The sequence below is a fragment of the Klebsiella sp. 141162 genome (genome assembly GCF_050600755.1).
Classification (GTDB): domain Bacteria; phylum Pseudomonadota; class Gammaproteobacteria; order Enterobacterales; family Enterobacteriaceae; genus Klebsiella; species Klebsiella aerogenes.
Genome location: NZ_JAQIRI010000013.1, coordinates 79,493 through 99,035, shown reverse-complemented (window position 1 = coordinate 99,035; position 19,543 = coordinate 79,493). Strand labels below are relative to the sequence as shown.

Here is a 19,543-nt window from a genome sequence, read left to right as displayed (position 1 = left end):
AGAGACTTGGTATTCATTTTTCGTCCGAGGACGTTAAGAATCCATGTCACTTTGAGTGCCCACACAGATTGTCTGATAAATTGTTAAAGAGCAGTGCCGCTTCGTTTTTCGCTGCGGCGCGGGGTGTGCATATTACGCTTTCCCGCCTCAGAGTCAAGCATTTATTTTGCTTTTCTCCGCGAGGTTCTCACCGGAACCCCGCTGACCCGGCGGCTTGTTTGCCGTTGTTCCGTGTCAGTGGTGGCGCATTATAGGGAGTTCTGAGACGTTGACAAGCCCTGTTTTCAAAAAACTTTTCAACCGTCTTTTTTTTGCGCAAAACGCCATTAAAGCGGTAGTTTTTCCAGCGTTTCAAAGCCGTAACGCTGTAAAACGGGTAAAAGCTGTTCAGTATCCGGGGTCATCGCCATGCAAAAAGCCTTATTGGCATCATTCGATTTGGCATCCGGCGCTTCATGCTCTAGCAGCCAGGCGGTGCGTCGAGCAATCGCCGCGCCGGAATCGATAAACCGCGTTCCTTCCGGCATAACCTGTTGCAGTTCTTCCGCCAGTAGTGGGAAGTGCGTACAACCTAATACGACCGTATCGGGCGGTTCCTGCATCCGTAGCCACGGGCGCAGAATTCGACGCAGCTCTTCTAACGGTACCGCTTCGCCGTGCAGCTTCGCCTCTGCCAATTCCACCAGCTCAGCGGAACCCAGCATTTCGATGCGGCACTCATTGGCAAAGCGGTCAATGAGTTCACGGGTATAAGGACGCTTGACGGTACCGCGCGTCGCCAGCAGGCCAACAATGCCGTTTGCCGTTAAGCGCGCGGCAGGCTTAATTGCCGGCACCACGCCGACCACCGGGAAAGCGAACTTTTCACGTAGGGCTGGCAGGGAAACGGTACTGGCGGTATTACAGGCGATGACCGCCAGCGCCAGAGGATAGCGTTGCTGAACGGCAGTCACGATCTCAACAACACGCTCAACGATAAACTCTTCGCTCTTCTCGCCATACGGGAAAGCAACGTTATCGAAAGCATAAATGTAATGTAGATCCGGCAGCAGCTGCCGAATCTCGTTATATACCGACAACCCACCGACGCCGGAATCAAACACCAGCACGGTGGGACGTGGATCAGAAGGTGTAGCTGCCAGACAAGGTGTATTCCCGTCCTGCAGTTTGGTAGCCATATACTGTCTCGTAATCTTTATCGAACAGGTTGGCTATTTTACCACGAACTGTGAGATGTGAGGTGACTGGATACGAAACTGCGAGATCCCACAAGCTTACGCCGCCCAACTTAACGCTCTCAGGCGCATAGGTTACCGGGTCGTAAGTGTTGTCATAACGGGTGCCAAGATAGTGATAGGTCACACCCCAGTCGAAATCATAAACCTGCCAGTCCAGCTGGTATTTCACCTGCTGTTTTGCCCGGCGCACCAGCAGCTCGTTGGTTTTCGCATCACGCGCATCGACATAGTCATAGCTGATGCTGTGCGCCAGCGGCCCGGTATCAAACGACGCCGTCGCTTCAATACCTTTAATACGCGCCTTGCCGACGTTGTAATATTTCATCAGCTGCGAGTCGTAGTCGATCAGATTGTCGATGTCGTTACGATATCCGGACAGGCGCCATGTCACCCCAGACGTCAGGCCTTCAAAGGCCCCTTCCCACTGCTTGCTCTCTTCCGGGTCGAGATTCTGATTACCATAGAAGCCGTAAAGCTGGCCGAGATTCGGCGCTTTGTAGGCGGTGCCATAAGAGGCGATAAAGCGGTAGCCGTCGATAAACTCCCACGCGGCGCTGCTCTGCCAGGTACCGTGCTGGCCAAACTGCGAGTTATCATCGCTACGCGCCGCCCCTTCCAGGGTGAAATCGCCCAACTTTTGCAAGCCGGTGATAAACAGGCCGGTATTACGGATTTCATAGCCATCGGTCACATAGTTCGTGCCAGGCTCGGTGGTTTGTTTCTGCCAGTCGATTCCGGCGCCCACGTTGCCGTGGCCAACATCGACCGTGTTCGCCCACTGCACGTTGTACTGTTTCACTTCATCCAGCGTCGCCGAGGTGTCATAGCGCCCCAGTCGCGGATCGTAATTGTAGTCCTTGCTGTGGCTATAGCTGGAAGTCAGCTGCGAGTGGAAGATATCCTGATTAAAACGCAGGCCGGCATCCCAGGTCTGGCTATACAGCTGGCGAGTGTCGACTAATACGCCGCCATAAGGAGAGCCATCATAGGCCGTCCGGTTGTCATAACCATATCCGCGCACAAAGCCGCTCCACTCATTGGAGAAGCTATGCTCCAGCGCCCCGTAGATCGTTTTGCTCATAAAGCCATCGCGATCCGGCTGGCGAACGCCGCCGGTATTGCCTTCCGCGACAACATCAAAGCCTTTGGTATAGGTATAGTCGCCCGCCAGGGTGACGCGGGTATGACCGCCGAAAGTCTGCTGCGTGCTGCCGCCGTAGTTCTGGTAGCCATTTGAACCCACGCCGGCATTGAGCGTGGTGCCGTCCTGGTCGCGAGTGGTAATAATGTTCACCACCCCGCCAATCGCGTCTGAACCGTAGACCGCCGAGCGCGGGCCGCGAACGTACTCAATGCGCTGTACCAGAGCGATAGGGAACTGGCTTAAGTCGGAAGAGCCGCTGACGCCCGCCTGATTCAGACGTACGCCATCCACCAGGATTAAGACATGGCTGGAGTTGGTACCGCGTACGAAGAGAGAGCTCTGCTGCCCCATGCCGCCGTTTTGCGCGATGTCCACGCCCGGCAGGCGGCGCATCACATCGGTGAGAGAGGTTGACTGCCAGCGATCGATATCCTGCCGCGTCACCACGCTCACCGGCGCCAGCACGGTCTCGATAGGTTGCGCCACACGGTTTGCCGTCACCACTAACGTATTTGAATTGCTGTCCTGCGCCCAGCCGGAAAATGCCGTGACGGATAAAGCCGTCATCAGCGAAGCTTTTTTAATCATTGTAAAAGCATCCATAATATAGAGAGGATGCCGCCGGCTCTATCAATAGCTCGCGATGATAGAAACCAAATGCGACGTATCCGGCAGGTCTTCGGGCTTGGAGGCGGTTTCAAGAAATAATGACTTCCCACGGCTAACCGCAGTGTCTGCACCGAGTGCGCTTATTTCTCGCCTTTCCTTACCGCTGCGCGTCAGCTCCAGATTCGCACTGGATTCCCTATTAACTCAGAGGACCGGTTGCAAGATGCTACAATTAGAAACATATAGATGTCCAGACTGCTATAACGATATTTCATCCGCAACCAGGGCTGGACATCCCCAATGCTTTCCCTACAATCCCCGCGTACTTATTTTATTCAGGATGCATCATGACCCCCGAACACCTCCCTACCGAGCAATACGAAGCGCAACTGGCAGAAAAAGTCGTCCGTTTGCAGAAAATGATGGCCCCTTTTGCCGCGCCGGTTCCGGAGGTATTTCGTTCGCCGGTCAGCCACTACCGGATGCGCGCTGAATTTCGCCTGTGGCACGACGGCGACGACCTCTATCACATCATCTTCGATCAGCAGACCAAGTCGCGTATTCGCGTCGATACCTTCCCGGCCGCCAGCGAGCTCATCAACCAGCTGATGCCGGCGATGCTCGACGGCGTGCGCCATAACCCGGTCCTGCGCCATAAGCTTTTCCAGATTGATTATCTGACGACCATGAGCAACCAGGCCATCGTCTCGCTGCTCTATCACAAGAAGCTCGACGACGAATGGCGCCAGCACGCGGAAGCGCTGCGCGATGCCCTGCGCGCGCAAAATCTCAACGTGCAGCTGATTGGCCGCGCCACTAAAACCAAAATCGAGCTCGATAGGGATTATGTCGATGAACGTCTACCGGTTGGCGGGCGCGAAATGATTTATCGTCAGGTAGAAAACAGCTTTACCCAGCCAAACGCGGCGATGAATATTCAGATGCTGGAGTGGGCGCTGGACGTCACCAAAGGCTCCACCGGCGATCTGCTGGAGCTCTACTGCGGCAACGGCAACTTCTCTCTGGCGCTGGCGCGTAACTTCGATCGCGTGCTGGCGACGGAAATCGCTAAACCGTCAGTCGCCTCCGCGCAATACAATATTGCCGCCAACCATATCGATAACGTGCAGATTATCCGCATGGCGGCAGAAGAGTTTACTCAGGCGATGAACGGCGTGCGAGAGTTTAACCGTCTACAGGGTATCGATCTGCAAAGCTATCAGTGCGAAACCATTTTTGTCGATCCGCCGCGCAGCGGGCTGGATAGCGAGACCGAAAAAATGGTTCAGGCCTATCCGCGAATTCTGTATATCTCCTGCAACCCGGAAACACTGTGCCAGAACCTGGAAACCCTCAGCCAGACGCACAATGTCACCCGCCTGGCGCTATTCGATCAGTTCCCGTATACCCACCATATGGAATGCGGCGTGCTGTTAACGAAGAAATAAACGCATAAAAAAACCCGGCGAACGCAACGTTGCCGGGTTATTGCCTGGCGGATTACTCCGCCGCGGTATCTTTGCGGTTGCGCATCTTGTAACCGATCCAGAACACCATCACGACGGACAGTACGGCCGGGAAGAAGTTAGAGCCGATATCCGGATATTCTGCGCGCACCACGGTGCTATACAGCAATACGCCGAGAATAAAACAGGCGGCGGAAAGCCCCGGCAGCCCGACCGGCATACTGCGGTTCTGATAGCGCTGGTGCAGGCAGTACACCGTCAGCAGCAGCGACAGAACCGGGAAGATGGAAAAGGGAACGATTGAGCTGAACAGCGCGGCGAAGGTGCCATTAATGGACAGACCCGCGATCAGCGCCAGCAGTAGCGTACCTTTATCTTGAACTGAGTGTTTCATTGCTCGTCCTTCACGTTATTCGGAATGATGTGACATTTTTTCTTGTTCACGGCGATACCAGTAATACGCGCCTTTTGAAATCATTCTGAGCTGCAGTACCAGCCGCTCTTCCAGCTGTCGGCGCTGTTCCGGACTGACGTCCAGCGCTTCCGCACCGGCGTTGAATACGATGGTGACCATAGCTTCAGCCTGCGCTTCGGTAAAGGCGCGCGGCATATGATTTTCGAGTTCTAAATAGTCGGCAAGTTCCGCGATGAAATGCTGGATCTCGCGCGCTACAGCGGCTCGAAACGCCGCGGATGTGCCAGAACGCTCACGCAACAGCAGGCGAAAGGCGTTCGGGTTGTTACCAATAAACTCCATAAAGGTAGAGACGGAGGTGCGGATCACGCTGCCGCCTTTGGCAATGCGCTGGCGCGCCTGGCGCATCAGCTGGCGCAGCATTAGCCCGCTTTCGTCTACCATCGTCAGGCCTAACTCATCGACATCGCGAAAATGACGATAAAAGGACGTCGGCGCGATCCCTGCTTCCCGCGCAACCTCGCGCAAGCTCAGGCTGGCAAAGCTTCGCTCAGCGCTAAGTTGGCTAAATGCCGCTTCCACCAGCGAGCGGCGGGTTTTTTCTTTTTGTTGTGCTCTTACGCCCATCACGATGTATGAATCCTTCCAATAGCCCTGTCGGCACTATACCAGAGATTAAAACTAATCGGTTTGTACTGGATTGTGAATGATTGTTTATGAGCCGTTTCTGCTTTTATGCCGCAAAAAAGCACAACGATAATTGGGTTAAAGCTCGCCAAATGTTATCATCGTGTTTATTTTGTGTATAAAACAGGTGAGTAATGCCATGTCACACTCTTGGGATTATGATGCAATAGTGATTGGTTCCGGTCCTGGCGGCGAAGGCGCCGCTATGGGACTGGTGAAACAGGGAGCTCGTGTTGCCGTTATCGAGCGCTACCATAACGTCGGCGGTGGTTGTACCCACTGGGGAACCATCCCGTCAAAAGCGCTTCGCCATGCCGTCAGCCGTATTATCGAGTTTAACCAAAACCCCCTCTACAGCGACCATTCCCGTCTTCTCCGTTCTTCCTTCGCCGACATCCTCAACCATGCCGACAGCGTCATTAACCAGCAAACCCATATGCGTCAGGGTTTCTATGAGCGCAACCACTGCGAAATTCTGCAGGGCAACGCCCACTTTGTTGATGAGCACACGCTGGCGCTGGAGTGTCACGATGGCACCGTAGAAACGGTCACCGCCGAGAAATTCGTTATCGCCTGCGGCTCGCGCCCGTATCATCCGGCCGACGTCGATTTCCACCACCCGCGCATTTACGACAGCGATTCCATTCTTAGCCTGCACCACGAACCGCGCCACGTGATCATTTACGGCGCCGGGGTGATCGGCTGCGAGTACGCATCGATCTTCCGCGGTATGGAAGTTAAGGTCGATCTGATCAACACCCGCGATCGTCTACTGGCGTTCCTCGATCAGGAGATGTCCGATTCGCTCTCCTATCACTTCTGGAACAGCGGCGTGGTTATCCGCCACAACGAAGAGTACGAGAAAATCGAAGGCGTCGATGATGGCGTGATCATGCATCTGAAATCCGGTAAGAAGCTGAAAGCTGACTGCCTGCTGTACGCCAACGGCCGTACCGGTAACACCGACACCCTGGCGCTGGAAAATATCGGTCTGCAAACCGACAGCCGCGGCCAGCTGAAAGTGAACAGCATGTATCAGACTGCTCTGCCGCACATCTATGCCGTCGGCGACGTTATCGGTTATCCGAGCCTGGCATCAGCGGCTTACGATCAGGGGCGCATCGCCGCGCAGGCGCTGATCAAAGGCGAAGCCTCCGCGCATCTGATTGAAGATATCCCGACCGGGATCTACACCATTCCGGAAATCAGCTCAGTGGGTAAAACCGAGCAGCAGCTAACCGCCATGAAGGTGCCTTATGAGGTCGGTCGCGCGCAGTTTAAACATCTGGCGCGGGCGCAAATCGTCGGTATGAGCGTAGGTACGCTGAAGATTCTGTTCCATCGCGAGACGAAAGAGATCCTCGGTATCCACTGTTTTGGCGAGCGCGCGGCCGAAATTATTCATATCGGCCAGGCGATTATGGAGCAGAAAGGTGGCGGTAACACCATTGAGTACTTCGTTAACACCACCTTTAACTACCCGACCATGGCCGAAGCCTATCGGGTAGCGGCGTTAAACGGCTTAAACCGCCTCTTTTAACGCCTTATCGAAGTGGCCATCCATAGTACTACGGATGGCCTCCGCCAGATGCTCATAGCGGCTACGCAGCGGCGAACCAGGACGATAAACCAGCCCGATGGTGCGTCTTGGTTCCGGCTTAATGCACGGAATATAGACCACGCCATCGCGTTTTCTCTCCTGCGGTACCGCCAGCGCCGGCAGCAGCGTAATACCACTTCCGGCGGCAACCATGTTGCGCAGCGTTTCAAGGCTGGTCGCCCGGAAGTGGGTATCTTCATCCGCCCCCGCTTCAAAGCAGAAGCCCATCGCCTGGTCGCGCAGACAGTGTCCGTCTTCCAACATCAGCAGCTTTTCACCGGCTAAATCCGACATCGGCACGCGATCGCGCTCCGCCCACGGATGGTCTTCGTAGATAGCCAGCATCATCGGCTCATCGAACAGCGGCACTTCGATAAAGGCTTCACTCTCTTTGACCAGCGCGAGGATCGCGCAGTCGAGCTTACCGCTATCGAGCTGCGCCAGCAGCTGATGGGTTTGCGCCTCATGCAGATACATTTCCAGCTTCGGGAAAGTCTGATGCAGCATCGGGATTATGTGCGGCAGCAAATATGGCCCCACCGTCGGGATCAGGCCGATATGCAGCGGCCCGGACATGGTTTCCCCTTGCTGGCTTGCCATCTCCTTGAGCACTTTTACTTCGCGTAGCACGGTACGCGCCTGATCCACCAGCAGCAAACCCGCCTGAGTGAACAGAACCTTACGGCTGGTGCGCTCCAGTAACATCACCCCAAGTTCATCTTCCAGCTTGCGAATTTGTCCGCTGAGCGTGGGCTGACTGACGTGGCAGGAATCTGCCGCACGTCGGAAGTGGCGATGTTCAGCCAGCGCTACCAGGTATTCAAGATCGCGAATATTCATTATTCATCCTCCATCGCCACGATAGTCCATGGCGATAGATAGAATAGCAACGAACGATTATCCCTATCAAGTTTTCTGTTCAATAATAACCACAGAAACGAGGAGAACATCTGAAAATCATTGAGTCGCCTCACAGTTTCCCTACCCGAACAACTAAAGCCAACGTGAACTTTTGCGGACCTTGTGTCCGCTTTTTTTTTGCGTAAAAAAGCCCGGGAGTTACCCAGGCTCATTCACTCGCGCGCAATCTCTTACACCAGGCGCTGTCTGGCGTCGGCAATCGCCTGCGCCACCTGCTGCGGCGAAACGCCGCCTTTGGCCGCACGTTTATCAAGGCAGGACTGCAACGACAGGATCGGGTAGACGTCATCGCCGATAACGCTGCTGAACTTTTGCAAGTCGCTTAACGGTAAATCTTCCAGCGCTTTGCCCTGAGCAATCGCTTCAACCACCGCTTCACCGACGATATGGTGTGCTTCGCGGAACGGAACGCCTTTTGCCACCAGGTAATCCGCCAGCTCGGTAGCGTTGGCGTAACCCTGCTGCGCCGCTTCCGCACAGCGCGGACGTTTCACCTGGATACCGTCCAGCACCAGCGCCGCCATGTGCAGGCAGTCGAGCCAGGTGTCCAGCGCATCGAACAGCCCTTCTTTGTCTTCCTGCATATCTTTGTTGTAGGCCAGCGGTAGCCCTTTCAGGGTCATCATCATGCCGGTCAGCGCGCCCTGCACGCGGCCGCATTTACCGCGGATCAGTTCCAGCGCATCCGGGTTTTTCTTCTGCGGCATCAGCGACGAGCCGGAAGTAACGCGATCAGAGAGTTCAACAAAACCCGCTTCGCCGGTATTGAAGAAAATCAGATCTTCGGCAAAACGCGACAGGTGCACCATGCCGATAGAGGCATCGGAAAGCAGTTCCAGCACGTGATCGCGATCGGAGACGCTATCGAGGCTGTTACGGGTCGCCGATGCGAAACCCAACCAACCGGCCAGCTGCTCACGGTCGATTTCATAAGCGGTTCCCGCCAGCGCGCCGCATCCCAGCGGGCTGACATCGAGGCGCTTGAGCGCGTCCTGCAGACGGCTTTCATCACGGGCCAGCATTTCAACGTAGGCCAGACACCAGTGCGCAAAAGTCACCGGCTGGGCGCGCTGCAGATGGGTATAACCCGGCATCACCGCATCCTGATTGTTGCCAGCGGTTTCCACCAGCGCGCTTTGCAGTTGGCGGGTCGCGGACAGCAGCTCGGTGACGGTCTCTTTGCACCACAGCTTGAGATCGGTGGCGACCTGATCATTACGGCTACGTCCGGTATGCAGTTTTTTGCCCAACTGGCCGACTTTATCGATCAGTTTCCCTTCGACCCAGCTATGGATATCTTCGGCATCGCTTTCAAGGATTTGCTGCGGGTTGGCGCGTACCTCTTCCAGCAGAACGTTCAGCGCCTCTTCCAGCTGCAGCTGCTCATCGGCGGTCAGTACGCCTACGGTTACCAGCGCTTTGGACCAGGCGACGGATCCCACGATATCCTGTTCCGCCAGACGATAGTCAAAGCGTAAAGAGTCGTTGAATTGTTTGAACCGCTGGTCTGCTGCCTGTGTAAAACGCCCGCCCCAAAGTGCCATAACATGCTTCCTTTATTCGTGAGTTCTGCCGGGTCGCGCTGCGCTTACCCGGTCTACGGTCTTATCGCCCCGGCAAGCAACGCGCCGCCGGGCATTCAATCTTAAGCCAAAATACGCGTACCGATCGGGGTACCGTTAAATAATGCCGGCAGCTGCTCGGCATGACGCCAGGAGGCGATATCCACCGGGCGACCCAGCTCGCGCGCCGCGTCCAGCGCCGCGTTTACTTTCACAATCATACCGTCGGTAATGATGCCCTGTTCAATCAGTTGCTCGGCCCTGGAGGCGGTCATTTCCGCAATCCGCTGACCTTTGCCGTCGAGAATGCCGCTCACATCGGACAGCAGGATAAGATCCGCGCCCAGCGTCGCCGCCAGCGCCGTCGCCGCCTGATCGGCGTTGACGTTCATCAGCTGTCCTTCGTCGGTGACGCCAATCGAGCTCACCACAGGCAGGTAGCCGCCCGCCAGCAGCGTATTGATAAGCGTCGGCGAGCCTGCCTGCGCTTTACCAACGTGGCCCAGTTCTTCATCCAACTGAGTCACCTTCACGCTATCGCCATCGCCAAGGAACAGCCCTACCGAGGAAAGACCATGCTTTTTCGCCCATGCCAGCAGCGTTTTGTTGGCGGTTCCCGCCAGCGCGCCGGTAATAATGTCAATCTGATCGGCAGGCGTTACGCGCAGGCCATTTTTCTTTTTCACCGGCAGATTAAGCTGTTTCATCAGCTCATCCACCACGCAGCCGCCGCCGTGGACGATAACCAGCGGACGCTGGTGTGTTTCGCGGTAGTGCACCAAGGCGGTAAACAGACGTTCCAGCGCTTCTTCGCTATCCAATAACACGCCGCCAAGTTTGATAATCAATGGATTGTTCATCATCACACCTTAAATTAAAGACTGCGTCTCAGCGAAGCCGAAACGAATGTTAGCGCACTGCACGGCCTGCGCTGCCGCGCCTTTCAGCAGGTTATCTTCTGCGGCCACGACGATAATATGTTCATCCTGGACGGCAAAACCGATATCACAGAATGGCAGCCCAACCACATTTTTCAGCGCCGGTACGCCTTTATCGTATAAACGGACCAACGGCTTATTGGCATAGGCCTGCTGGAAGACCTCAGCAACCTGCTCTTTACCGACGCCCGGCTTCAGACGGCAGGTAATGGTTTCCAGAATACCGCGTTTAAAATTGCCCAAGTGGGGAGTGAAGATCACCTCTGCGCCCAGATGGGTAGAAATTTCCGGATGATGGCGATGATTGAAAACGCCGTACGGCTGCAGGCTGACTTCGCAGAAGCTATTGCTCATCGCCGCCTTACGCCCGGCGCCGCTAACGCCGCTGGTGGCGTTGATCACCGGCCATTGCTTCAGATCCAACAGACCGGCATCGATCAGCGGTTTTAACGCCAGCTGCGCCGCCGTCGGGTAGCAGCCTGGCACCGCGATCAAATTCGCCTCTTTCAATGCTTCGACGTTCCACTCCGCCAGGCCGTATACCGCCTGTTTGAGCAGGTCCGGATGCTGATGAGTGAAACCGTAGTATTTTTCGTAGAACGCCCCATCGTTGACGCGAAACGCGCCGGATAAATCGAACACCACGCAGCCCGCGGCCAAAAACTGCGGCGCCAGATCGTGGCTGACTTCATGCGCGGTGGCGAGGAACACCACATCCGCGCCGGCGCTAAATTCGCTGATATCGGACATTGCCTGCAGCGGCAAATCGACAATGCCTTTCAACTGCGGATGTATATCGGAAATTAACTTTCCAGCATCATTACTTTGCGCGGAGACGGTCAAAGCGGTTATGTTCATATGAGGGTGGCGATTTACATAGGCCACCAGCTCTGCGCCGGCATAGCCGCTAGCTCCCACGATCAGCGTATTTAGCATTGGAAGAGCATCTCCTTACATTCGATGGGTTTTATTGCGCTCAACGATATTGTATTTTTATTCACAAATACTGCATGAATATTGATACTATCATGACCAGAGGTGTGTCAACAATGAAAAACAATTTACCGCCCTTTATCGAGATTTACCGCGCATTGATCGCCACACCCTCCATCAGCGCGACCGAAGAAGCGCTGGATCAAAGCAATGAGTCTTTAATCAATTTACTCGGCGGCTGGTTCCGCGATCTGGGCTTTAACGTCGAGATCCAGCCGGTACCGGAGACGCGTAATAAATTCAATATGTTGGCCAGTACCGGCCACGGCGCTGGCGGCCTGCTGCTCGCCGGGCATACCGATACCGTGCCTTTCGACGATGGTCGCTGGACTCGCGACCCGTTTACGCTTACCGAGCACGACAACAAACTCTACGGCCTCGGCACCGCCGATATGAAAGGCTTCTTCGCGTTTATCCTCGATGCCCTGCGCGACGTTGACGTCAGTAAATTGAAAAAACCGCTGTATATTCTGGCCACCGCTGACGAAGAAACCAGCATGGCGGGCGCGCGCTATTTCGCTGAAACCACACAGCTGCGCCCGGACTGCGCCATCATCGGCGAGCCGACCTCGCTGCAGCCGGTGCGGGCGCATAAAGGCCACATTTCAACAGCGGTACGCGTACTGGGCCAGTCAGGCCACTCCAGCGACCCGGCGCGCGGCGTGAACGCTATCGAACTGATGCACGATGCGATTGGCCGCATCATGCAACTGCGCGATGACTTAAAAGAGCGTTACCACTACGCTGCCTTCACCGTGCCTTATCCGACGCTCAACCTGGGCGCCATTCACGGCGGCGATGCATCCAACCGCATCTGCGCCTGCTGCGAGCTGCACATGGATATTCGTCCATTGCCGGGTATGACGCTTAACGACCTGAACGGTCTGCTGGATGAAGCGCTGGCGCCGGTTAGCGAGCGCTGGCCAGGGCGTCTGACGGTCTCTGAGCTGCATCCGCCGATCCCAGGCTATGAATGCCCGCCGGACCACAAGCTGGTCGAAGTGGTTGAAAAACTGCTCGGCGCGCAGACCGAAGTGGTGAACTACTGCACCGAAGCGCCGTTTATCCAGACGCTGTGTCCTACGCTGGTGTTAGGACCGGGCTCTATCAACCAGGCCCACCAGCCGGATGAATATCTGGAGACGCGGTTTATTAAGCCAACGCGCGAGCTCATCACCCAGGTTGTCCATCACTTCTGCTGGCATTAATTGCCGCCGTTTTCCCGCCTTCACGTCCGGAGGCGGGAGAGTGACGATCGTCACACTTCCATAAGTAATGCTTATCCGCCGACCGCTGAGTTAACTTTCGCAAATTATCGCTATTTATTCGTTTGCTGAAGCGATTTCGCAGCAATTGACGCGGGGGTATTTACGTGGCTTTATAAAAGACGGGTTGCTTATCCACTGCTCAAATCACGGAGCGCCGGATATAACAAAATAAAATGAGATGGGGTGTCTGGGGTAACATGAACGAACAATATTCCGCTTTGCGTAGTAATGTCAGTATGCTCGGTAAGGTGCTGGGCGACACCATCAAGGATGCGTTAGGAGAAAACATTCTTGATCGAGTCGAAACTATCCGTAAGTTGTCCAAATCTTCTCGCGCGGGCAATGAAGCCAATCGCCAGGAGCTGCTCACCACGCTGCAAAACTTGTCCAACGACGAGCTGCTGCCGGTGGCGCGCGCCTTTAGCCAGTTCCTGAATCTGGCCAATACCGCTGAGCAATATCACAGCATTTCGCCCAACGGCGAAGCCGCCAGTAATCCGGAAGTTATTGCGCGTACCCTGAGAAAACTCAAAGACCAACCCAATCTCAACGAAGACACCATTAAAAAAGCGGTGGAATCCCTGTCGCTGGAGCTGGTGTTAACCGCTCACCCGACCGAGATCACCCGCCGGACGCTGATCCACAAAATGGTGGAGGTCAACAACTGCCTTAAGCAGTTGGATAACAAAGATATCGCCGACTATGAGCACAATCAGTTGATGCGCCGCCTGCGCCAACTGATCGCCCAATCCTGGCATACCGATGAAATTCGTAAATACCGCCCTTCTCCGGTCGATGAAGCCAAATGGGGTTTCGCGGTAGTTGAAAACAGCCTGTGGGAAGGCGTGCCGAACTATCTGCGCGAGCTGAACGAACAGCTGGAAGCCAACCTCGGCTACCAGCTACCGGTTGATTTCGTCCCGGTGCGCTTCACCTCCTGGATGGGCGGCGACCGCGACGGCAACCCGAACGTCACCGCCGATATCACCCGCCACGTGCTGTTGCTCAGCCGCTGGAAAGCGACCGATCTGTTCCTGAAAGATATCCAGGTGCTTATCTCCGAGCTGTCGATGGTCGAATGCACCGACGAGCTCCGCGATTTGGCCGGCGCGGAAGGCGCGCAAGAGCCGTATCGTTATCTGATGAAAAAACTGCGTAGCCAACTGATGGAGACCCAGGCCTGGCTGGAAGCGCGTCTGAAAGGGCAAAAACTGCCGAAACCAGCGGGTCTTATCACGCAAAACGAACAGCTGTGGGAACCGCTGTACGCCTGCTATAAATCGCTGCAGGCCTGCGGCATGGGCATCATCGCCAACGGCGAACTGCTCGATACCCTGCGCCGGGTGAAATCTTTCGGCGTACCGCTGGTGCGTATCGATATCCGTCAGGAAAGCACCCGCCACACCGAAGCGCTGGGTGAAATGACCCGCTACCTCGGGATCGGCGATTATGAAAGCTGGTCGGAAGCCGACAAGCAGGCCTTCCTGATCCGTGAACTGAACTCCAAACGCCCGCTGCTGCCACGCCAGTGGGAGCCAAGCGAAGAGACTCGCGAAGTCCTCGACACCTGCAAGGTGATCGCTGAAGCGCCGCGCGGCTCGATCGCCGCCTATGTTATCTCGATGGCCAAAACACCGTCCGACGTGCTGGCGGTTCATCTGCTGCTGAAGGAAGCCGGTATCGGCTTTGCCCTGCCGGTCGCGCCGCTGTTTGAAACGCTCGACGACCTGAACAACGCCAACGACGTCATGACTCAGTTGCTGAATATTGACTGGTATCGCGGCTTTATTCAGGGCAAACAGATGGTCATGATCGGCTACTCCGACTCGGCCAAAGATGCCGGCGTGATGGCCGCCTCCTGGGCTCAGTATCAGGCCCAGGACGCGCTGATCAAAACCTGCGAAAAAGCCGGTATTGAACTGACGCTGTTCCACGGTCGCGGCGGCTCCATCGGTCGCGGCGGCGCTCCGGCCCATGCCGCGCTGCTCTCGCAGCCGCCGGGTAGTCTGAAAGGCGGCCTGCGCGTCACCGAACAGGGCGAGATGATCCGCTTTAAGTACGGCCTGCCGGAAGTGACCATCAGTAGCCTGTCGTTGTACACCAGCGCGATTCTGGAAGCCAACCTGCTGCCGCCGCCGGAACCAAAACCGCAGTGGCGCGAGATCATGGCCGAGCTTTCCAACGTCTCCTGTAAGATGTATCGCGGCTATGTGCGTGAGAACAAAGACTTCGTCCCTTATTTCCGCTCCGCGACCCCGGAACAGGAACTGGGCAAACTGCCGCTTGGCTCGCGCCCGGCAAAACGTCGCCCGACCGGCGGCGTCGAGTCACTGCGCGCTATCCCGTGGATCTTCGCCTGGACCCAGAACCGCCTGATGCTGCCGGCCTGGCTGGGCGCCGGCGCCGCGCTGCAGAAAGTAGTCGAGGGAGGCAAGCAGAGCGAGCTGGAAAGCATGTGCCGCGACTGGCCGTTCTTCTCAACCCGCCTGGGCATGCTGGAGATGGTCTATTCAAAAGCCGACCTGTGGCTGGCGGAGTACTACGATCAGCGGCTGGTGAAACCGGAACTGTGGAAACTCGGCGAAGAGCTGCGTCAGCTGTTAACCGCCGATATCAAAGTGGTGCTGGCCATCGCTAACGACTCCCACCTGATGGCCGACCTGCCGTGGATTGCCGAATCCATCCAGTTGCGTAACATCTATACCGACCCGCTGAACGTCCTGCAGGCCGAACTGCTGCACCGTTCGCGTCAGGCCGAAGAGGCTGGCGAGGAACCGGATGCGCGCGTTGAGCAAGCGCTAATGGTCACCATTGCCGGCGTCGCGGCTGGGATGCGTAATACCGGCTAATCATCGTTTCCCCCGGCCGCCCGGTCGGGGGAATTTCCCATTCATTTTAGTGATGCAACATCTCATCGACGATCTGCTCTTTATGCAGCGCATACGGATAATAGGTCGGCCAGTTATCCATCTCTTTCAGCAAGGCTTCCTGAGATTCATTCCCCATGAAAATATGGAAATGCTGCGATTTGCGCGGGCCAATAATATGGTCGCTGAACTGGACGAATTTCGGCGCTTTGCCGTCAGCCTGCTGGCACTCAAACAGGTAGCGAACGCCCTTCTTGCCGGAGGCATATTGCAGGATTTTGTAGCCTGAGTAGCGGTATTTGCAGCTATTAACGGTCTTGCCGACGTGGAACTCTATCACGTTATCTTCAATGCCAATCTGCTCTACGTCGGTGGCATAGCCCTTCTTATAATAGGCGCGATACTCTTCCACGCTCTTGCCGCCGGGCTTTTTCGCTTTTTGCTCCAGAACCGGGTCAAGGTCGCCATTCAGCAGGTACGGATTGACTGACTGCCAGACGCCATCCCAATCGCTCAACGCGCGATCCTTCACATCTTTATCGGCAAAAATGCCTTCGCTGGCCCGGCGTTCCGTTTCAGTTAACGCCGGGCCATGATGATGGCTACCGTGGGCGAATGCCTGAACGCTGGCAAGCGCCATGCCGAAGCCAAACGCGAGCATGGGGATCTTTCGGGTCATTACTCTCTCCTGAGTTGAATATTGATTGCGACAAAATGTTACGATATAACATTTCACAACCGAGAAGCAATAACGACGAGTTCGCGCTTTTACCGCTGGAAAAATGTCCGGTATGATGAACCGCGTGACGTATTTGACGGGGCAATGATGGACAATAGCATCAATCAACTCATTGATTCATTGATAAAAAAAACGAATAACATTGCGGATGTGCATTTTGCCGGCGCAATGCGACCGCCTGCTGAAGCCGTGATACAGCTCGATTTCCCCCGTCTGAATATCGTCATTGAGGGGCAGTTGCGCGATCTCGCCTTAGGCGAAAACGCCGCGCCGCTGCAGGCGCGTGATGTACTGTATATTGCCGGCGATGGCTGGAACTGGCCGCATTGGCAGACGCCCTGTCTGCTCTTAAGCATCCTGTTTGGCAAACAGCAGTTGGAATTTACGCTGCAGCGCTGGAACGGAGAAGCGCTAACTCTTGTCCAGAAGATCCAGGTACCACGCCGCGGGCCGCGCGTGGGTTCATTCCTGCTACAGGCGCTAAATGAGATACACATGCAACCGCAGGAGCAGCAAACCGCCCGCTGCATCGTGATTAGTCTGCTCAGCCACTGTACCGATCTGCTGGGTAGCCAGGCGCAAACCTCATCGCGCAGCCAGGCGCTGTTCGAAGCGATCCGCCAGTATATCGATGTCCATTTCGCTGAGCCGCTGAGCCGGGAATCCGTAGCCCAGGAGTTTTATCTCTCTCCCAACTATCTCTCACATCTGTTTCAGAAGTGCGGACCCATGGGCTTTAACGAATACCTCAATCATATCCGCCTCGAACAGGCGCGCATGCTGCTGAAGGGTCATGATATGAAAGTAAAAGATATCGCCCACGCCTGCGGCTTCGCCGACAGCAATTACTTCTGCCGCCTGTTCCGCAAGAATACTGAACGTTCTCCTTCCGAGTATCGCCGCCAGTACCATAGCCAACTGACGGAAAACCCCTCTGCGCCGTAAAACTAGATTTTTGTAAGTTACTGATTTCCACCTGCAGGCTATTTCAGCCTGGATGCACTATTGCGTGGACAAATGTGATCTAAATCACTCTTAATCGTAATGCGTACATTTATCCAGTTTTTGGCAAAATTGTCATCTGGCGGGCAGGCAAACGGAAGCCGTATCCTTACCTCAACATCATTGAATTACACATCGAGGAATGGTTATGGAACTCTATCTGGACACCGCGAACGTCGCTGAAGTTGAACGTCTGGCCCGCATTTATCCGCTGGCTGGCGTCACCACCAACCCGAGCATCATCGCCGCCGGCAAAACCCCGGTCTGGGATGTGCTGCCTCGCCTGCAAAAAGCCGTCGGCCCGGAAGGTATTCTGTTCGCGCAGACCATGAGTCGCGATGCGCAAGGTATGGTGGCAGAAGCCAAACGCCTGAGTAACGCCGTACCAGGAATCGTGGTTAAGATCCCGGTTACCGCCGAAGGCCTTGCCGCCATCAAACTGCTGAAAAAAGAAGGCATCCCGACACTTGGCACCGCCGTCTATAGCGCTTCCCAGGGGCTGCTCGCGGCGCTGGCCGGCGCGAAATACGTCGCGCCGTACGTCAACCGCGTCGACGCCCAGGGCGGTGACGGCATTCGCATGGTGCAAGAACTGCAATCCCTGCTGGAAATGCACGCCCCGGAAAGCAAAGTCCTGGCCGCGAGCTTCAAAACCCCGCGCCAGGCGCTGGATTGCCTGTTAGCCGGCTGCGAAGCTATCACCCTCCCCTTAGACGTAGCGCAACAAATGCTCGGCACCCCTGCGGTAGAGTCAGCCATAGAGAAGTTTGAGCAGGACTGGAATAACGCATTTGGCACGTTGAACCTGTAATCCGATCGCCGGCCGCCAACAGGCGGCTTGCACGGTCATCGCGGAGGAATCGAAATGGATCGCATTATTCAATCACCCGGTAAATACATCCAGGGCGCTGGCGCCATCAAGCGCCTCGGCGAATATCTCAAACCGCTGGCTGAACGCTGGCTAATCATCGGCGACAAGTTCGTTCTCGGCTTTGCCGAAGAGCAGCTGCGTACCAGCCTGAGCGGCGCTGGTCTGGTGGCCGAAATCGCCCCGTTCGGCGGTGAATGTTCGCAAAATGAAATCAACCGCCTGCGCGATATCGCCAGCAGCGCCCAATGCCATGCAGTGCTCGGCATCGGCGGCGGCAAGACGCTGGATACCGCGAAAGCGCTGGCTCACTATATGCACCTGCCGGTGGTCGTGGCACCGACCATCGCCTCCACCGATGCGCCGTGCAGCGCGTTGTCTGTTATCTATACCGACGATGGCGAATTCGAAAGCTATCTGATGCTGCCGCACAACCCGAACATGGTGGTTGTCGATACGCAGATCGTCGCAGGCGCGCCAGCTCGCCTGCTGGCCGCCGGGATTGGCGATGCGCTGGCGACCTGGTTTGAAGCCCGCGCCTGCTCGCGCAGCGGTGCGACTACAATGGCGGGTGGTAAATGCACCCAGGCGGCGCTGGCGCTGGCGGAGCTATGCTACAACACGCTGGTTGAAGAAGGTGAAAAGGCGATGCTTGCCGCCGAGCAGCATGTGGTTACCCCAGCGCTCGAGCGGGTGATCGAAGCCAACACCTACCTGAGCGGCGTCGGCTTTGAGAGCGGCGGGCTGGCGGCGGCGCACGCGATTCACAATGGCCTGACCGCCATCCCGGACGCCCATCACTTCTACCATGGAGAAAAGGTCGCATTTGGTACCCTGACGCAGCTGGTGCTGGAAAACGCGCCGGTGGAAGAAATTGAGACCGCTGCGGCGCTTTGTCACAGCGTCGGTCTGCCCATCACGCTGGCGCAGCTCGATATTAAAGGCGATATCCCGGCCAAAATGCGTACAGTCGCGGAAGCCGCCTGCGCCGAAGGCGAAACTATCCACAATATGCCGGGCGGCGCCAGCGCCGACCAGGTCTACGCCGCGCTGTTGGTGGCCGACCAATATGGACAGCGTTTCCTGCAAGAGTGGGAATAACCTTTCCCGTTACGCCCGGCGTCAGCCGGGCGTGTTCTTTTATGTTCCTTTGATCGTCGATTGCCAGCACACGGGATGTGTTTTATAGTGCGTTTTTCCTTTGGGCAAATCGTTGTTATGCAATC

16 protein-coding genes and 1 riboswitch are annotated in these 19,543 nt (G+C 56.0%); of the genes, 7 read left to right on the top strand and 9 right to left on the bottom strand.

Annotated elements, in window-relative coordinates:
* Positions 1-326: 326 nt before the first annotated feature.
* Together murI and btuB are read right to left on the bottom strand one after the other, a co-directional pair.
* Entirely contained in the window at positions 327-1,178 is an 852-nt protein-coding gene (murI, locus tag PGR23_RS23240; protein ID WP_049060453.1) for a glutamate racemase, read from the bottom strand.
* Positions 1,123-2,970, bottom strand: a complete 1,848-nt coding sequence (gene btuB, locus PGR23_RS23235; RefSeq protein WP_015368904.1) for a TonB-dependent vitamin B12 receptor BtuB — start codon at positions 2,968-2,970, stop codon at positions 1,123-1,125. The genes murI and btuB overlap by 56 nt, the downstream gene beginning before the upstream one ends.
* Positions 2,971-3,035: 65 nt before the next feature.
* Positions 3,036-3,223: riboswitch (cobalamin riboswitch) on the bottom strand.
* 115 nt (positions 3,224-3,338) lie between these two features.
* On the opposite strand from btuB, the gene trmA reads away from it, so the two are divergent.
* Entirely contained in the window at positions 3,339-4,439 is a 1,101-nt protein-coding gene (gene trmA / locus PGR23_RS23230; protein ID WP_020077583.1) for a tRNA (uridine(54)-C5)-methyltransferase TrmA, read from the top strand.
* A 52-nt stretch (positions 4,440-4,491) separates the two neighbouring features.
* Here trmA and PGR23_RS23225 read toward each other — a convergent pair whose 3' ends face one another.
* Complete coding sequence (locus tag PGR23_RS23225; RefSeq protein WP_045395329.1) at positions 4,492-4,851, bottom strand: YijD family membrane protein; 360 nt, start codon at positions 4,849-4,851, stop codon at positions 4,492-4,494.
* 15 nt (positions 4,852-4,866) lie between these two features.
* A complete protein-coding gene (gene fabR / locus PGR23_RS23220) occupies positions 4,867-5,502 on the bottom strand; it encodes an HTH-type transcriptional repressor FabR (RefSeq protein ID WP_015368907.1) in 636 nt (211 codons plus the stop codon).
* A 196-nt stretch (positions 5,503-5,698) separates the two neighbouring features.
* Here fabR and sthA point away from each other — a divergent pair, with 196 nt between their 5' ends.
* Complete coding sequence (gene sthA, locus PGR23_RS23215; RefSeq protein WP_015368908.1) at positions 5,699-7,099, top strand: Si-specific NAD(P)(+) transhydrogenase; 1,401 nt, start codon at positions 5,699-5,701, stop codon at positions 7,097-7,099.
* Here the strand turns inward: sthA and oxyR are convergent.
* The 4 genes from oxyR to argC form a co-directional block, all read right to left on the bottom strand.
* A complete protein-coding gene (gene oxyR, locus PGR23_RS23210) occupies positions 7,082-7,999 on the bottom strand; it encodes a DNA-binding transcriptional regulator OxyR (protein WP_047047259.1) in 918 nt (305 codons plus the stop codon). The genes sthA and oxyR overlap by 18 nt on opposite strands.
* A gap of 251 nt (positions 8,000-8,250) precedes the next feature.
* Complete coding sequence (gene argH / locus PGR23_RS23205; RefSeq protein WP_015368911.1) at positions 8,251-9,624, bottom strand: argininosuccinate lyase; 1,374 nt, start codon at positions 9,622-9,624, stop codon at positions 8,251-8,253.
* 101 nt (positions 9,625-9,725) lie between these two features.
* Positions 9,726-10,502: an acetylglutamate kinase gene (gene argB / locus PGR23_RS23200; protein WP_015368912.1), complete on the bottom strand. Its 777-nt coding sequence runs from the start codon at positions 10,500-10,502 to the stop codon at positions 9,726-9,728.
* A 9-nt stretch (positions 10,503-10,511) separates the two neighbouring features.
* Positions 10,512-11,516, bottom strand: coding sequence for an N-acetyl-gamma-glutamyl-phosphate reductase (gene argC / locus PGR23_RS23195; protein WP_047047255.1), 1,005 nt, complete (start codon positions 11,514-11,516; stop codon positions 10,512-10,514).
* 113 nt (positions 11,517-11,629) lie between these two features.
* Between argC and argE the strand changes: the two genes are divergently transcribed.
* Together argE and ppc are read left to right on the top strand one after the other, a co-directional pair.
* Positions 11,630-12,781: an acetylornithine deacetylase gene (argE, locus tag PGR23_RS23190; protein WP_015368914.1), complete on the top strand. Its 1,152-nt coding sequence runs from the start codon at positions 11,630-11,632 to the stop codon at positions 12,779-12,781.
* A 257-nt stretch (positions 12,782-13,038) separates the two neighbouring features.
* On the top strand, positions 13,039-15,690 hold the full coding sequence (gene ppc, locus PGR23_RS23185) for a phosphoenolpyruvate carboxylase (protein ID WP_396280046.1): 2,652 nt from the start codon (positions 13,039-13,041) through the stop codon (positions 15,688-15,690).
* A 46-nt stretch (positions 15,691-15,736) separates the two neighbouring features.
* Here ppc and zinT read toward each other — a convergent pair whose 3' ends face one another.
* A complete protein-coding gene (gene zinT, locus PGR23_RS23180; RefSeq protein WP_047078375.1) occupies positions 15,737-16,387 on the bottom strand; it encodes a metal-binding protein ZinT in 651 nt (216 codons plus the stop codon).
* 24 nt (positions 16,388-16,411) lie between these two features.
* On the opposite strand from zinT, the gene PGR23_RS23175 reads away from it, so the two are divergent.
* From PGR23_RS23175 to gldA, 3 genes are all read left to right on the top strand, one after another.
* Positions 16,412-17,392, top strand: coding sequence for a helix-turn-helix transcriptional regulator (locus tag PGR23_RS23175; RefSeq protein ID WP_396280121.1), 981 nt, complete (start codon positions 16,412-16,414; stop codon positions 17,390-17,392).
* A gap of 205 nt (positions 17,393-17,597) precedes the next feature.
* Positions 17,598-18,260 carry a fructose-6-phosphate aldolase gene (fsa, locus tag PGR23_RS23170; RefSeq protein ID WP_004203684.1) on the top strand — a complete coding sequence of 221 codons (663 nt, stop codon included), beginning with the start codon at positions 17,598-17,600 and terminating at the stop codon, positions 18,258-18,260.
* Positions 18,261-18,314: 54 nt separating this feature from the next.
* Positions 18,315-19,418, top strand: a complete 1,104-nt coding sequence (gene gldA / locus PGR23_RS23165) for a bifunctional L-1,2-propanediol dehydrogenase/glycerol dehydrogenase (RefSeq protein ID WP_047047243.1) — start codon at positions 18,315-18,317, stop codon at positions 19,416-19,418.
* Positions 19,419-19,543: the final 125 nt, after the last annotated feature.

Bases quoted from the DNA above. Each gene is read 5' to 3' on its own strand.
- murI (WP_049060453.1), bottom strand. From the start codon at position 1,178: ATGGCTACCAAACTGCAGGACGGGAATACACCTTGTCTGGCAGCTACA.
- btuB (WP_015368904.1), bottom strand. From the start codon at position 2,970: ATGATTAAAAAAGCTTCGCTGATGACGGCTTTATCCGTCACGGCATTT.
- trmA (WP_020077583.1), top strand. From the start codon at position 3,339: ATGACCCCCGAACACCTCCCTACCGAGCAATACGAAGCGCAACTGGCA.
- PGR23_RS23225 (WP_045395329.1), bottom strand. From the start codon at position 4,851: ATGAAACACTCAGTTCAAGATAAAGGTACGCTACTGCTGGCGCTGATC.
- sthA (WP_015368908.1), top strand. From the start codon at position 5,699: ATGTCACACTCTTGGGATTATGATGCAATAGTGATTGGTTCCGGTCCT.
- oxyR (WP_047047259.1), bottom strand. From the start codon at position 7,999: ATGAATATTCGCGATCTTGAATACCTGGTAGCGCTGGCTGAACATCGC.
- argH (WP_015368911.1), bottom strand. From the start codon at position 9,624: ATGGCACTTTGGGGCGGGCGTTTTACACAGGCAGCAGACCAGCGGTTC.
- argB (WP_015368912.1), bottom strand. From the start codon at position 10,502: ATGAACAATCCATTGATTATCAAACTTGGCGGCGTGTTATTGGATAGC.
- argC (WP_047047255.1), bottom strand. From the start codon at position 11,516: ATGCTAAATACGCTGATCGTGGGAGCTAGCGGCTATGCCGGCGCAGAG.
- argE (WP_015368914.1), top strand. From the start codon at position 11,630: ATGAAAAACAATTTACCGCCCTTTATCGAGATTTACCGCGCATTGATC.
- ppc (WP_396280046.1), top strand. From the start codon at position 13,039: ATGAACGAACAATATTCCGCTTTGCGTAGTAATGTCAGTATGCTCGGT.
- zinT (WP_047078375.1), bottom strand. From the start codon at position 16,387: ATGACCCGAAAGATCCCCATGCTCGCGTTTGGCTTCGGCATGGCGCTT.
- fsa (WP_004203684.1), top strand. From the start codon at position 17,598: ATGGAACTCTATCTGGACACCGCGAACGTCGCTGAAGTTGAACGTCTG.
- gldA (WP_047047243.1), top strand. From the start codon at position 18,315: ATGGATCGCATTATTCAATCACCCGGTAAATACATCCAGGGCGCTGGC.